The organism is Teichococcus oryzae (genome assembly GCF_008386565.1).
Taxonomy (GTDB): Bacteria; Pseudomonadota; Alphaproteobacteria; order Acetobacterales; family Acetobacteraceae; genus Pseudoroseomonas; species Pseudoroseomonas oryzae.
The window spans coordinates 103,328-118,241 of the sequence record NZ_VUKA01000003.1 but is presented as its reverse complement, the minus strand read 5'-3'; the positions used below and the strand labels follow the sequence as shown (position 1 = coordinate 118,241).

Here is a 14,914-nt window from a genome sequence, read left to right as displayed (position 1 = left end):
GCCGGAGCCTGCATGACGCGACCCATCCTGCTTTCCCTGGGCAGCATCAACGCTGATTTCCAGTTGCGCACCGATGCGCCCCCGGAGGCGGGGCGCACCGTCATGGGATGCGATTTCGTCCGCCTCGGCGGCGGCAAGGCGGCCAATGTGGCGCTGCTGGCGCGCCGGCTGGGCCATCCGGCGGAGCTGATCGGGCGGGTCGGGGATGACGACCTGCGGGAACAGGCCCTGGCCCCGCTGCGCCGCGCCGGGGTCGGGCTTGGCGCGGTTTCGGTGGCGCCGGGCCAATCCACCGCCGTTTCCATGATCTGTGTGCTGCCGGATGGCGGCAAGACCATCGCCCTGGCGGGCAATGCCAATGATGCCTGGGATGCGCCCGCCCGCGAGGCGGGCGAAAGGGCGGTGGCCGCCGCGCCGGACGGCTCGGTGCTGGTGGCGGATTGGGAGGTGCCGCCGGACGTCGTGGCGGCGATCCTGGCCACGGCATGCCGGAAGGGCCTGCGCGTGGTGCTGGACCCGTCGCCATCCGAGCGGATGCGCCCCGAATTGTTGCGGGGCATCGCCGCCATGGCGCCCAATGCCTCCGAAGCCGGCAGCCTGGCAGGCCTCAAGGTGGAAGGGCCGGAAGATGCCGCCCGCGCGGCGCGGCACCTGGCCGGGCATGGCGTTCCCCTGGTTTGCGTCAAGCTGTCCGATGGCGGCTGCGTGCTGCTGGAGGGCGGGCGGCTGACCCATGTGCCGGCCGTGCCGGTGGAGGTGGTGGACAGCACCGGCGCCGGCGACGCCTTCAGCGGCGCCCTGGCCGTGGCCCTGCTGGAAGGAAAGGACGCGGTCGCGGCGGCGGCCTTCGCCGTGACGGCCTCGCATCTCGCCGTCACCGCCTATGGCTCGCAGGAAGCTTATCCGGACCGGGACCGCATCGGCGAATTGCTGCCGCGGGTGCAGGCGGGCATCCGCGCCATGGCGGCGTCCTGAGATGCCGTTCGAGCCGCCGGACGGCACCGCCTATACGGGCTTCGACCCCGCGGATGAGGGCCGGCGCGAGGTGCTGCTCGCCCTGGCCAATGGCTGGCTGAGCCTGCGCGGCGCCGCCTGCTGGGCGGAAGCCGATGATATCCATTATCCCGGCACCTATCTGGCCGGCCTGTATGACCGCCTGCCCGACATCATCGAGGGCGAGCGGATCGAGAACGAATCCCTGGTCAACCTGCCCAACGGCCTGCTGCTCACCTTCCGCCCCCTGGGCGAGCGGAACTGGTTCACGCCGGGGGAGGTGCGCATCCTGCGCTACCGCCATGCGCTGGATGGCGGCACCGGCGTGACGCGGCGCGAGCTTTTGTTTGAGGACCGCCAGGGCCGCCGCACCGCCCTGGCGGAGGAACGGCTGGTCAGCATGGCCGATCCGCATCTGGCCGCGCTGCGGCTGGAGATCGCGCCGCAGAACTGGTCGGGCGAGATGGAGATCCGCTCGGCGGTGGAAGGCGACGTGATCAACGGCAAGGTCGGGTGCCTGCGTCCCTTCGCCAGCCGCCACCTGGAGGCGGTGCGGCCGGAAGCGCGGGACGGCATCCTGCTGGTGGCGGCGCGCACCCGCCAGTCGCGGGTCGATGTCGCGGTGGCGGCGCGCACCGTGCTGGACGGCGCGGAGCCCCCGCGCCGCGTCGCCCATGGCGCCTGCCGCGTCAGCGAAACGCTGCGGGCCGCCACCGGGCCGGACCGGCCGCTGGTGGTGGAGAAAACCCTTTCGGTGCATTCGGGGAAGGGGGCCGTGGCGGCGGCGATGGCGGAGTTGCGGGGGGCGCCGCCTTTCGCGCTTCTCCGCGCCAGGCACGAGGCGGCCTGGGCGCCGTTGTGGTCGCGCATCGGCGTCATGGCGGAACCCGCCGAGCTGGGCTGTGCGCTGCGGCTGGCGGCCTTCCGCATCCTGCAAACCACCTCCGCGCACAGCGGCGGCCTGGATGTGGGCTTTCCGTCGCGCGGCTGGCAGGAAGCGTATCGCGGGCAGATCTTCTGGGACGAAACGCTGGTGCTGCCCTTCCTGTCCAGCCGCGCGCCGGAGCTGGCGCGGCAATTGATGGCGTATCGCCATGCGCGGCTGCCGGATGCGCGCGACAATGCCGCCGCCGCCGGCCTGCGCGGCGCCCTGTTCCCCTGGCGCAGCGCCAGCGATGGCGGCGAGCACACGCCGCGCTTTCAATGGAACCCGCTGTCGCGCCATTTCCTGCCCGATCACACGCGGCTGCAGCGCCATATCGGCGCCGCCATCGCCTTCAACGCGATGCACTACGCCATGACCACGGGCGATGACGGCTTCCTGTTCGGCGAGGGGGCGGAGATCATCCTGGAGGTGGCGCGGTGCTTCGCCAGCCTCGCGCGCCTGGATGAAGCCAGCGGCCGCTTCAGCATCGAGGGCGTGGTGGGTCCGGACGAGTTCCATGTGCAATATCCCGGCGCCGCCTCGCCGGGGCTGCGCGACAATGCCTACACCAATGTCATGGCCGCCTGGACCCTGGCCGCCGCCCTGGAATTGCTGGAACGCATGCCGCCTGGACGCGCCACGGCGCTGCGCCGCGGGCTGGGGCTTGAGGAGGCCGAGCTGCGGCACTGGGACCATGTCAGCCGGCGCCTGCGGCTGGTGTTCGATGCCAATGGCGTGCTGCTGCCCTTTGACGGCTTCGACCGGCTGGAGCCCTTCGATGCCGACGCCTTCGCCGAGGCGCATCCGGGCGAGCGCCCGGATCTCGGGCTGGAGAAGATCGGCGACGACATCAACCGCTACCAGCTGGCCAAGCAGGCGGATACGCTGATGCTGCCCTACCTGCTGTCCCATGGCGCGCTGGAAGGAGTGATGGAGCGCCTCGGCTACCGGATGGACCGGGCGCAATGGCTGCGCACGGCACGGCACGACCTGGACCGCATGTCCCATGATTCCAGCCTGTCGGAACTGGCCTGCGCCGGGGCGATGGCGAAGCTGGACCCCGCCCTGTCCTGGCGCGCCTTCACCCGCACCCTGCGCGCGGAGCACGACCCGTCCGGCCCCACCGCCTCCGGCGATGGCGCGCATCTGGGCGCCATGGGCGGGGCACTGGATGTGCTGCAGCGGCATTACCTGGGCTTCGGCCTGGACTGGGACGGCATCATCCTCGACCCCGCGCCGCCGCCGGAGCTGGAGCGGGCGCATCTGTCGCTGCGCTGCCGCTTCGGCGCCTTCACCCTGGACTGGCGGGACGGGCTGCTGTGCCTGCGGGCCGATGGGGGGAACGGGCAGGCCGTGAAGGTCGTGCATCCGGGCGGCACCCATTGGCTGCGGCCCGGGGAAACGATCCGGGTGCGGCGGCCGGAAGCCGGTCTGGCGGCGGCGGACTGAGCGCGGGCCGGCGGCAACAATGGGCGGGGCGCCGTGTTCCCGCAACAGGGCTGGGAGAGGCGGAATGGCGCAGGATGATGGCTTTGACCTGATTGTTCTCGGCTCCGGCACCGCCGGCACGGGCGTGGCGCGGCGCTGCCGCGCGGCGGGCTGGCGCGTGGCGCTGATCGAGAGCCGCGAATTCGGCGGCACCTGCGCCCTGCGCGGCTGCGAGCCGAAAAAGACCTTCTGGACCCTGACCGATGCCATGGAGCGCGCCCGCCGCCTGGCGCCGCACGGTGTCGTGGGCGGGGAAGCGGTGGCGATGGACTGGGCGGCGGCGCAGCGCTTCAAGCGCAGCTTCACCGATCCGGTGCCGCAGCGGCGGGAGGAGGACCTCGAACAGGCCGGCATCGTCGCCCTGCAGGGCCAGGCCCGCTTCACCGCGCCGGATGCGCTGGAGCTTGGCGGGCGCCGCCTGGTGGCGCGGCACGTGGTGATCGCGACTGGCGCCCACCCGGCCCGGCTGCCGATCGAGGGCGCCGAACTGATGGCCACCAGCGACGACTTCCTGGCGCTGGAGGCGCTGCCGCCGCGCCTGCTGCTGCTGGGCGGCGGCTACATCTCCTTCGAGATCGCCCATCTGGCGGCGCGCGGCGGCAGTCAGGTGCGCATCCTGCAGGCCGACCGCACACCACTGGCGCCCTTTGAGCAGAGCCTGGTGGAGCGGCTGGTGCGGCGCAGCCGCGACATGGGCATTGCCGTGGAGCTGGAAGCTGAGGTGTCCGCCCTGCGCCGCGTCGCCGACGGGCTGGAGGTGATCTGCCAGGATGGCCGCACTTTCCAGGCCGAGATGGTGGTGCACGGCCTGGGCCGCCGCCCGGCGCTGGAGGGGCTGGGGCTGGAAGCGGCCGGCGTGACGGTGGAGAAGGGCCGGCTGGTGCTGGACGCGCATCTGCGCAGCACCAATCCGCGCATCTTCGCCGCCGGCGATGCCGCCGCCCAGGGCCCGGCGCTGACGCCGGTGGCCAGCCACGATGCCCGCGTGGTGGCCTCCAACCTGCTGGAAGGATGCCGGCGGCGCACCGACTATTCCGTGGTGCCGAGCGTGGTGTTCACCATTCCTTCCCTGGCCAGCGTCGGCATGACGGAGAAGGTCGCGAAGGAAGCCGGCGTCGCTTATGAGCTGCGGGAAGGCGACATGGCGGATTTCATGTCCATCCGGCGCACCGGGGAGCCGGCGGCGGCCTACAAGATCGTGCTGGAGAAGGGTGGCGGACGCATCCTGGGGGCGCATCTGCTCGGGCCGGACGCGGCAGAGGTGATCACCTTGTTCGGCTTTGCCATGAAGGCCGGCATGGATGCGGCGGCGCTGTCGGAGCTGATGACCGCCTATCCCTCCGGCGCTTCCAACATTTCCTCCATGCTGGGCTGAGCATGTTCGACGCCATCATCGTCGGCGGCGGGCCGGCCGGGCTGAGTGCCGCGCTGCTGCTGGGGCGGGCCCGGCGCCGGGTGCTGCTGGTGGATGCGGGGGAAGGGCGCAATGCGCGCTCCCACGCCATCCATGGCTTCCTGACCCGTGAGGGCACACCCCCCGCCGAGTTCCGGCGCATGGCGCGGGAGGAGCTGGGCCGCTACCCCTCGATCGAGTTGCGCGAGGGCGTGGTGCGGGAAGCCAGGCGCGCGGAACACGGCTTCACCGTGACCATGGAGGGCGATGTGCTGGAAAGCCGCGCCCTGCTGCTGGCCACCGGCCTGGCTGATGAACTGCCCGGCTGGCCTGGGCTGGACGCGGTGTATGGCACGGATGTCTGGCACTGCCCTTACTGCGACGGCTATGAGCGGCAGGATGAGCCCATGGCGGTGCATGGCGCCGGGCATGACGCGGTGCGCCTGGCGCTGGAGGTGCGGAACTGGACCGGCGACCTGGTGGCCTGCACCGACGGCCCGCTCGGACGGGCCGACCGGCGGCGCCTCGCCGCCCTCGGCATCGGGCTGCGGGAGGAGCGCGTGGCCCGGTTGCGGGTGGAGGAAGGGCGGCTGCGGGCCCTGGTTTTCGCTGATGGCAGCGAGCTGCCGCGCCAGGGCCTGTTCCTGGCGATCGCGCAGAAGCCGCGCTCGGCGCTGGCGGAAAGCCTGGGCTGCCGCCTGACCGCGGCGGGGCAGGTGCGGACCGACCGGCATGGCGCCACTGGCATCCCCGGCCTGTTCGTGGCGGGGGACGCGGCGCCGGGGCTGCAGATGGCCATGGTGGCGGCGGCGCAGGGCAGCGTCGCGGCCTTCCACCTCAACGCCACCCTGCTGCGGCAGGAAACCCGGCCGGCTTAGCGATGGCTTGGCATTTTTATCGCAACTTTTCCCTTACCTTGTTCGTCTGTTTCCTGTGTCGTGCCGTTTCGTTGGCGGTCCGGTCCGCGCGCGGTCGCGCGGGCCGGGCCGGCCTCCGCTCGGGGAGCGGTTGGTGAGGCAGGGCGGGGAGGAGAGAGTTTATCATGACGACGCGACAGCCGATCCAGGCGCCCTTGGCGCGCCATGCCATGGCCTATGTTCTGGCAGGCGGCCGCGGCACCCGGCTGATGGAGCTGACCGAGCGCCGGGTGAAGCCCGCCGTGTTCTTCGGCGCCAAGGCCCGCATCATCGACTTCGCCCTGTCCAACGCGCTGAACTCCGGCATCCGCCGGATCGGTGTCGCCACCCAGTACAAGGCGCACAGCCTGATCCGGCACCTGCAGCGCGGCTGGAACTTCATGCGCGCCGAGCGCAACGAAAGCTTCGACATCCTGCCCGCCAGCCAGCGGGTGGAGGGCAGCGGCTGGTATTCCGGCACCGCCGACGCGGTGTACCAGAACCTCGACATCATCGAGGCGCATGGTTCGCGCTACATGGTCATCCTGGCCGGCGACCATGTGTACAAGATGGATTACGAGGTGATGCTGCAGCAGCACGAGGCCTCGGGCGCCGATGTCACCGTGGCCTGCGTCGAGGTGCCGCGCCTGGAGGCAAGCGCCTTCGGCGTCATGGCGGTGGATGATGCGGGCCGCATCCAGTCCTTCCTGGAAAAGCCGGCCGACCCGCCGGCCATGCCGGGCAAGCCCGACAAGGCGCTGGCCAGCATGGGCATCTATGTCTTCAACACCGACTTCCTGGCCGAGGCGCTGCGCCAGGACGCGGCCGATCCGGACTCCGAGCATGATTTCGGCAAGAACATCGTGCCCCGCATCGTGACCCATGGCCGCGCCGTGGCGCACCGCTTCACCGATTCCTGCGTCACCTCGGGGGAGGAGGCGGAGCATTACTGGCGCGATGTTGGCACGGTGGATGCCTATTGGCAGGCCAATATCGACCTGACCGACGTGGTGCCCTCCCTCGACCTGTATGACCGCGACTGGCCGATCTGGACCTATAGCGAGGTCACGCCCCCGGCCAAGTTCGTCTTCAACGATGAGGGGCGGCGCGGCACGGCGCTCGATTCCCTGGTGTCCGGCGGCTGCATCGTGTCCGGCTCGCGGGTGAACCGCTCGGTGCTGTGCAGCAATGTGCGGGTGAATTCCTTCTGCCAGGTGGAAGGCGCGGTGTTGCTGCCGGGCGTGGTGGTGCGGCGGCACAGCCGGCTGCGCGATGTGGTGGTGGATAGCGGGGTGGAATTGCCGGAAGGGCTGGTGGTCGGCGAGGATGCGGCGGAGGATGCGCGCCGCTTCCGCCGCACGGAGCGCGGCATCACCCTGATCACCCAGCCCATGGTGGAGGCCCTGAAGCAGGCTTCGCCGGGCGCCTGAGACTGGCCTTGCATGACCCTTTCCGTTTTGTCCGTAGCCTCGGAACTGTATCCGCTGATCAAGACGGGGGGGCTGGCCGATGTGGCGGGGGCGCTGCCCCGCGCGCTCGCGGCCGAGGGCGTTTCGGTCCGCAGCCTGCTGCCCGGCTACCCCGCCGTGCTGCGGCAGGTGCCGGGAGCGGAGGCCGTGCTCGACCTCGGCTGGATGTTCGGCGGCCCGGCGCGCCTGCTGGCGGCCGAGGCGGCGGGGCTTGCCTTGTTCGTGCTGGACGCGCCGCACCTGTTCGCGCGGGAAGGCGGCCCCTATGCCGGGCCGGAGGGCGACTGGCCCGACAACCCGCAGCGCTTCGCCGCCCTGGCGCAGGTGGCGGCGAGGCTGGGGCGCGGCGCGCTGGAGGGCTTCCGCCCGGCGGTGGTGCACGCGCATGACTGGCAGGCCGGGCTGGTGCCCGCCTATCTCCATTACGGGGAGGGGCCGCGCCCCGGCACGCTGATGACGGTGCACAACCTGGCCTTCCAGGGCCAGTGCGCGCCGGAATTGCTGGGCGAGCTGGGCCTGCCGCCGGAATCCTATTCCATCCACGGGGTCGAATATTACGGCGCCATCGGCTTCCTGAAGGCCGGGCTGCACCTGGCCGACCGGGTGACCACCGTTTCCCCCACCTATGCCGCCGAGATCCGCACGGAGGCCGGCGGCATGGGCCTCGCGGGCCTGCTGCGGGACCGTGGCACCAGCCTTTCCGGCATCCTGAACGGCATCGACATGGCGGTGTGGAACCCGGCATCCGACGCCGCGCTGGAGCAGCCCTTCTCCATCGACGACATGGCGCCGCGCGAGGCCAGCCGCGCCGCCCTGCGGCGGCATTTCCGGCTGGACGACGACCCGGCCGCGCCCGTGCTGGGCATCATCAGCCGGCTGTCCTGGCAGAAGGGCATGGACGCGGTGGTGGAGGCCTTGCCGGCGCTGCTCGGGCACAACATGCGGCTGGTGGTGCTGGGCACCGGGGACCGCGCCATCGAGGCGGGCCTCACCCGGGCGGCCGAGGCGCATCCGGGCCGGGTCGGCCTGCATCTCGGCTATGACGAGGCGCTGGCGCACCGCATCCAGGCCGGCTGCGACGCCCTGCTGGTGCCGTCCCGCTTCGAGCCCTGCGGCCTGACGCAGCTTTGCGCGTTGCGCTACGGCGCGCTGCCGGTGGTCGCGCGGGTGGGGGGCCTTGCGGATACGGTGATTGACGCCAATGAGATGGCACTGGCCACGGGCGTCGCCACCGGCGTGCAGTTCGCCAGCGCGGAGCGCGATTTTCTGGAAGCGGCACTCAACCGGCTTGCGCTGCTGTGGAGCGATCAGGCAGGCTGGCGCAGCATCCAGCGCAACGCCATGGCCTGCGATGTCAGCTGGGCCCGCCCGGCGGCGCAATACGCGGCGCTCTACAGGGCGATCGCATCGCGCTGACATGGCCAAGCCACGGCCCAGCGCGCCATACGGAACTGCAAGGAGCCGGCGCATGAATGATTCTGGCCAGACGGTGGCACCTGTTGACGATGCCGTGCTGCATGAACTGATTGTCAACAAGCTGATCTATTCCGTCATGGCGCGCGAGGAACGGGCCGGGCCGCGGGATTGGTTCCTGGCCACCACCCTCGCCGTGCGCGACCGCATCATCGACCGTTGGCGGCTGAGCAACGCCGCCATCGCGGAGCAAGGCCGCAAGCAGGTCTGCTACCTGTCGATGGAGTTCCTGATCGGCCGCCTGCTGGGCGACGCGCTGGGCAATCTCGGCATGACCGAGCAGGTGCGCCGTGTTCTGGCCGGGCTTGACGTCAATCTGGACGAGGTGCTGGGGCAGGAACCGGATGCGGCGCTGGGCAATGGCGGCCTCGGGCGGCTGGCGGCCTGCTTCATGGACAGCATGGCAAGCCTCGGCATTCCCGCCATCGGCTATGGCATCCGCTACGAGCACGGCCTGTTCCGCCAGCTGATCCGCGACGGCCAGCAGCAGGAGGTGCCGGAAGACTGGCTGTCCCTCGGCAATCCCTGGGAGTTCGAGCGCTCCGGCGTCACCTATGACATCGGCTTCGGCGGCCATGTGACGCAGGATGCGGAAGGGCGGCTGGAATGGGTGCCCGGGGAAACGGTGCGCGCCATCGCCTATGACACGCCCGTGGTGGGCTGGCGCGGCCGCTGGGTGAACACGCTTCGTCTGTGGTCGGCGCGCTCCACCGATCCGTTGCACCTGGATGCCTTCAACAGCGGCGACCATGTGGGCGCGCAGCTGGCGCGGGTGCGGGCGGAAGCGATCTCCCGCGTGCTATATCCCGGGGACGACACGGCATCGGGGCAGGAATTGCGGCTGCGGCAGGAATATTTCTTCGCCTCCGCCTCCCTGCAGGACATGATCCGCCGGCATCTGCGGCTGCATGGCGACCTGCTGACCCTGGCGGAAAAGACCTCCGTGCAGCTCAACGACACCCATCCGGCGGTGGGCGTGGCCGAGCTGATGCGGCTGCTGGTCGATGTGCATGGGCTGGACTGGGACCAGGCGTGGGAGATCAGCCGCGCCACCTTCTCCTACACCAACCACACGCTGATGCCCGAGGCGCTGGAAACCTGGGCGGTGTCGCTGATGGAGCGGCTGCTGCCGCGCAACATGCAGATCATCTATCTGATCAACGCCCGGCACCTGGAGGCGGCGCGCCTCGGCGGGGCGGGGGATGCGCTGCTGTCCGCCGTGTCGGTGATCGACGAGCATCATGGCCGCCGCGTCCGCATGGGGCACCTGGCCTTTGTGGGCTCGCACCATGTCAACGGCGTTTCGGCGCTGCACACGGCGCTGATGAAGACCACCGTCTTCACCGAGCTGAACCGCGTCCTTCCCGGCCGCATCACCAACAAGACCAACGGCATCACCTTCCGCCGCTGGCTGCTGCGGGCCAATCCCGGCCTGACGCAACTGATCGTGGACACCATTGGCCCGCGCGTGCTGGACGATCCGGAGCGGCTGGCGGATCTCGTGCCCCATGCGCGCGACGCCGGATTCCAGCAGGCCTTCGCGCAGCAGCGCCAGGTGGCGAAGCAGGCCCTGGCGCGGCTGGTGCAGGAACGCACCGGCGTACAGCTCGACCCGCAATCCCTGTTCGACGTGCAGATCAAGCGCATCCACGAATACAAGCGCCAGTTGCTGAACATCCTGCACACGGTGTGGCTGTACAACGCCATGCGCGCGCAGCCGACCTTCCCCTGGGTGCCGCGCGCCAAGATCTTCGCCGGCAAGGCGGCGCCGAGCTACCGCCAGGCCAAGCTGATCATCCAGCTGGCGAATGACGTGGCGCGGGTGGTCAACAGCGATCCCACGGTGCGCGGCCTGCTGAAGGTGGTGTTCCTGCCGAACTACAACGTCACCCTGGCGGAAAGCATCATCCCGGCCGCCGACCTGTCCGAGCAGATCTCCACCGCGGGGCTGGAGGCCTCGGGCACCGGCAACATGAAGTTCGCCCTCAACGGCGCGCTGACCATCGGCACGCTGGACGGCGCCAATGTGGAGATCGGCGAGCGCGTCGGCCCCGACAACATCTTCATCTTCGGGCTGGAAGCCGGGCCCGCCTCGCTGCTGCGCCGGGAGGGCTATGACGCGCGCGCCGCCATGTCCGACGATCTGGACGGCGTGCTGGAGGCGATCAGCTCCGGCGTCTTCTCACCCGGGGCGCCGGATCGCTACCGCGGCCTGGTGGAAGGACTGCTGGCGCATGACAGCTTCCTGGTCACCGCCGATTTCGACAGCTATGTGCGGGCGCAGCGCCATGTCGAGACGCGCTGGGCCAGCCCGTCCGACTGGTGGCGCAGCGCGGTGATGAACACGGCGAATGTGGCCTGGTTCTCCTCCGACCGCACCATCCTCGATTATGCGGAGGAGATCTGGCAGGTGAAGGCGGCACCGCTCGGCTGAGGGGAGGGGGCGGGCGCCGTTCCGCCCACCGCCTCAGGCCTCGGCTTCCTCCTCCAGCAGCGCATCCTCCTCCGCTTCCAGGGAAGGCGCCGCGGAAGGCTCCAGCCCGAAGCGGCGCGCCACGTCGGGCGCGTAGCGCAGCAGGTCGGGGCGCAGGCGGATCAGCGCCAGGTCCTTGACCTTGGCTTCCAGCATCACGTCGAATTCCAGCCCCTCGGCGATGCGCATGAAGGTGATGAACTCGAACGGGTTGCAGAAATCGGCGTGGCCCGTGTTGACCGGTGCGACCAGCACCGTTTTCAGCTTCCGCGTGCCCTTTTCCTTGCGCTTCAGTTCCCGCATCTCGGTGCGGGGGGAGGAGAAATGCACCTTGGGCCGCTGCCCTTCCGGCCAGCTCCGCAGCACCTTTTCCAGCGCCTGCCGCATGTCGAGCCGGTCGGGGTTCAGGCACCAGAAATGCTGGTGGTCGAAGATCAGCCGCACCCCGGTGTGCTCGTGGATCCACAGGATGTCGGACACCGAGAAGCGGAGGTCGTCATGCTCCAGCACCAGGCGGCGCTTCACATGCTCGGGCAGCTTGTTGTGCCAGGTTTCCACCCAGCGGGCATTGGCGGAAGGGCGGTCGCCATAGGTGCCGCCGACATGGATCACCATCACCGCCTCGGGGCCCAGCTCCATGCGGTCCAGCATCTCCGCCTGGGAGGACAGGTCCCAGATGCTTTTCTCCACCAGCACTGGGTCGGGGCTGTTCAGCACCACGAATTGCGAGGGATGGAAGGAAAGCCGGATGCCGAGCCGCCGCGCCTTGGCGCCGAAGGCCCGCAGTTCCGCATCGCTGTCGCGCACCATGGAATGGAATTGCGGCATGTCCGGATGGGTGGCGTAGGGCGCCAGGTCGGAGGACATGCGATACATGCGGATGTCGTGCCGGTCGAGATAGTCCAGCGCCCGGTCCATGTATTCCAGCGACACCTTGAGGTGCGGGTTCTGCTGCCAGCGCCGCGTGTCGTTGCTCTTGATCGTGGGGTCGCCCATCAGCTTCACGGGAAAGCCGAGGCGCAGCGGCATGGCGGTCATGCCATCCCCCGCGCCTCACGGCCGAAGCCGAGTCCGGACAGGAAGCGGTTCCAGGCCTCCGGCCGGAGCGCGCCGCCTGAGGCCGCGGCGTGGCCGTTGCCGTATTGCTCCGGATCGGCGCCCTCCGGACGGTGGTCGCGGAAGAACGCGATCAGGTCATGGTTCCGGTCCGAGCGCGCGGCGAAATGCACCCAGCCGGGGCGGTAGCCGGTGTTGGCTGCGATCACGATCTTGTCCTTCAACCGGCTTCTCCATTGCTGCGCCACCAGGGGATGGATCTGGCAGGGCGAGTGCAGCGCGATCAGCGCCACTTCGCCCTGGATGCGCGGGGCGGCGCGGCGGCCTTCGGCCAGGGCCTGCTGCACCTCCTCGCGCGCCGCCAGCAGCAGCGCCGTTTCCGGATGCGCGCCGGACAGGACGTCCTTGGGGCCATCGGCCTTCATCAGCAGCGCCAGGGCGGGGGTGGCGTCACCCGCGCTGGCGCGGCGCGGGGCGTTGACCAGGGCGGTGGCGTTGCGCAGCGCGGTGATGCCCCAGCGCCGCCGCGCGGCGTCCAGCTCGGCGAAGCCGGATTTCTCCGCCATGTCCCCGATCAGCCCGATGGCCGCCAGCCAGAGCAGGTCCTCCGCATCGGCCACGGCCCCGGCGCACCACCAGGCGAGCAGCGAGGTGGTCGGCACCGGCTCCAGCCCGTGGCCGCTGAGGAGCAGGGCGCCTTCGGGCCGGCCAGTGGGGACATGGTGATCCAGCACGATGGTCGGCGTCCCGGGGTGCGGCAGGCCGGCGCGGGTGCCGAGATCGGCCAGGATCAGCCCGCCCATCTCGCGGCCCGCCAACTCCGCCGCCATGTCGGGGGACCAGGGATTCTCGCCCCGCCCGAGGATGCGGCATTCCACGGCGCGCCCGGCGGATCGCAGCGCCCGCGCCAGAAGGGCGGTGGCGGACAGCCCGTCGGCGTCGTGGTGGCCCAGGATCAGCAGCGGGCGCGCGGCATCGAAGCCGCCCAGCGCCGCACGGAAGCTGTCCCGGCATCGGTCGATCCAGCCCTGGTCCGGATCGCTCATGCGTCCAGCGAGCAGAGCCGCTCCACCGCCTCCGCCCGCCCGAGGATGACGGGGTGGCGCCATTCGCCCGGATCGCCCTCGGCATCGAAGCGGGTGAAATCCTGCCAGCCCTTCTCGCCCAGGATGCGGATGATGCCGCCGGTCGCCCGCACCAGGGCGAAGCCGCCCGCGACATCCCAGACATTCGGCCGCTCGAACCGCGCCACCTCCATGAGGCCGGCGGCGATGAAGGCGCATTCGATGGCGGCCGAGCCGGTGCGCCGCGCTTCCCAGCCTTCCGGGGAGCGGGGGGAGGCATCGACGAAGCCGCCGATGCGGCGCCGCACATCGGGGTTGAAGACCGGCCGCACCGGCTCCCCATCGAAGAACAGGCCGCCGCCTTCCGCCGCGTGGTACACGCCGGCCCTCAGGGCGTGGCTGGAGGCGCACCATACCGCCCCCGCGACCGGCACGCCGTCCCGCAACAGGCCCACCGACCCGGAGAACAACGGAAAGCCATTGATGTAGTTGGCGGTGCCGTCCACCGGATCGACCGCCCAAAGATAGCGGCTGCCGCGTGCCGGGCGCCCGGCCAGTTCCTCGCCCAGAACGTCATGGTCCGGGAAGGCGCCGGACAGCCGCTCGCGGATCATCACCTCCACCGCCTGGTCCACCTCCGAGACGGGGTCGCGCAGGCTTTCGCCGCCGCCGGCGCCCGGCTTGTAGCTGACGGCGGGGTTGCGCCGCAGGCCTTCGGCCATTTCCCGCCCGGCCAGATCGGCCAGTTCGCGGGCCATGGCGGCGATGGCGGAAAGATCCTCGGTCATGCGTTCCACCTCCTGGAATGCGGGGGGGACAGAACCCGCACCCTGGCGCCATTGGCGCCGATGCGGACGGGGCCGCCGAGATCGGGTGACAAGGGTTCGTCATCCAGCCGGATGGGGCCGCCGGGCCAGTTGAACGCCACATGCTGCGCCGGGCGGCAATCGCAAGGGGGCGGGCCGGATTCCGGCTGTTCCAGCCAGTCCAGCATGGCGGCGCGGCAGGCCGGGGCCAGCGTCACCACGGCCAGCCGGCCATCGCCGGGCGCGATGCAGGGCGCCAGCCGCAATTGCGGTCCGAAGCCGGGCATGGTGCTGACTTCCAGCAACAGGGTTTCCACCTCCGTGGCGGCGCCATCCACCTGCAGGGAAAGGCGCAGCACCGGCGCGCTTGCGAGGCTTTCGCGGAAGGCGGCGCGGCCTTTATCCACGCCCTTGATCCCGATGCGGTCGGCGCGGCGCACCCCATGGGCGAAGGCGCCGAAGCCCGCCGCCTCGACGATCCGCTGTTTTCCCCATGGTCCATCGGCGTCGGCCAGGTCCAGCCCGCGATGCGAGCCTTCGCGCCAGCCTTCGGCCAGGGCGGCGGCATCGGCCCAGCCCCCGACCGCGCCGGCCAGGTTGTTGGCGGTGCCGAATGGCAGCACGGCGAGGGGCGGCGCGTCAGGCGGCAGCGTCAGCGCCACCTGCGCCACGGTGCCGTCGCCACCCGCGACCACCACAAGCTCGGTCGGCTCGCGCAGGGCATCGGACCAGTTCTCGGGCACGGTCAGGTGGGGCTCCACGATGAAGCCGCCCTGGCGCAATGCGTCCGCCACATGTTCGGGAGTGTGGTCGGCATCGCCGGATTTGGGATTCAGGATCAGGATCGCGCGCATGTCCGGTGATGAACACCCGAGCTG

General features: G+C 70.6%; 11 protein-coding genes. 7 read left to right on the top strand and 4 right to left on the bottom strand.

The window, feature by feature from the left end; translation table 11 throughout:
* Positions 1-12 precede the first annotated feature (12 nt).
* From F0Q34_RS09245 to F0Q34_RS09215, 7 genes are all read left to right on the top strand, one after another.
* Positions 13-975 carry a ribokinase gene (locus tag F0Q34_RS09245; RefSeq protein WP_149811922.1) on the top strand — a complete coding sequence of 321 codons (963 nt, stop codon included), beginning with the start codon at positions 13-15 and terminating at the stop codon, positions 973-975.
* Position 976: 1 nt separating this feature from the next.
* Positions 977-3,367 carry a glycoside hydrolase family 65 protein gene (locus tag F0Q34_RS09240; protein WP_161600811.1) on the top strand — a complete coding sequence of 797 codons (2,391 nt, stop codon included), beginning with the start codon at positions 977-979 and terminating at the stop codon, positions 3,365-3,367.
* Between the two features lie 64 nt (positions 3,368-3,431).
* On the top strand, positions 3,432-4,781 hold the full coding sequence (locus F0Q34_RS09235; protein ID WP_149811920.1) for a dihydrolipoyl dehydrogenase family protein: 1,350 nt from the start codon (positions 3,432-3,434) through the stop codon (positions 4,779-4,781).
* Positions 4,782-4,783: 2 nt separating this feature from the next.
* The gene (locus tag F0Q34_RS09230; protein WP_149811919.1) at positions 4,784-5,677 is read left to right on the top strand and encodes an NAD(P)/FAD-dependent oxidoreductase; all 894 of its coding nucleotides are present in this window, start codon (positions 4,784-4,786) and stop codon (positions 5,675-5,677) included.
* Between the two features lie 164 nt (positions 5,678-5,841).
* A complete protein-coding gene (gene glgC, locus F0Q34_RS09225; RefSeq protein ID WP_149811918.1) occupies positions 5,842-7,125 on the top strand; it encodes a glucose-1-phosphate adenylyltransferase in 1,284 nt (427 codons plus the stop codon).
* A gap of 12 nt (positions 7,126-7,137) precedes the next feature.
* Positions 7,138-8,580: a glycogen synthase GlgA gene (glgA, locus tag F0Q34_RS09220; protein ID WP_149811917.1), complete on the top strand. Its 1,443-nt coding sequence runs from the start codon at positions 7,138-7,140 to the stop codon at positions 8,578-8,580.
* Positions 8,581-8,632: 52 nt separating this feature from the next.
* Positions 8,633-11,071, top strand: a complete 2,439-nt coding sequence (locus tag F0Q34_RS09215) for a glycogen/starch/alpha-glucan phosphorylase (protein WP_149811916.1) — start codon at positions 8,633-8,635, stop codon at positions 11,069-11,071.
* Between the two features lie 33 nt (positions 11,072-11,104).
* Here the strand turns inward: F0Q34_RS09215 and uvsE are convergent, their stop codons facing one another.
* From uvsE to F0Q34_RS09195, 4 genes are read right to left on the bottom strand one after another with little or no spacing between them, the layout of a single operon-like run.
* Positions 11,105-12,148 carry a UV DNA damage repair endonuclease UvsE gene (uvsE, locus tag F0Q34_RS09210; protein ID WP_149811915.1) on the bottom strand — a complete coding sequence of 348 codons (1,044 nt, stop codon included), beginning with the start codon at positions 12,146-12,148 and terminating at the stop codon, positions 11,105-11,107.
* Entirely contained in the window at positions 12,145-13,212 is a 1,068-nt protein-coding gene (locus F0Q34_RS09205) for a DHH family phosphoesterase (protein ID WP_206667983.1), read from the bottom strand. The genes uvsE and F0Q34_RS09205 overlap by 4 nt, the downstream gene beginning before the upstream one ends.
* Positions 13,209-14,018 (bottom strand): inositol monophosphatase family protein, encoded by an 810-nt coding sequence (locus F0Q34_RS09200; RefSeq protein WP_149811914.1) that lies wholly within the window; start codon positions 14,016-14,018, stop codon positions 13,209-13,211. Before F0Q34_RS09200 ends, F0Q34_RS09205 begins: the two co-directional genes overlap by 4 nt.
* On the bottom strand, positions 14,015-14,890 hold the full coding sequence (locus F0Q34_RS09195; protein WP_149811913.1) for a diacylglycerol/lipid kinase family protein: 876 nt from the start codon (positions 14,888-14,890) through the stop codon (positions 14,015-14,017). The genes F0Q34_RS09200 and F0Q34_RS09195 overlap by 4 nt, the downstream gene beginning before the upstream one ends.
* Positions 14,891-14,914 lie beyond the last annotated feature (24 nt).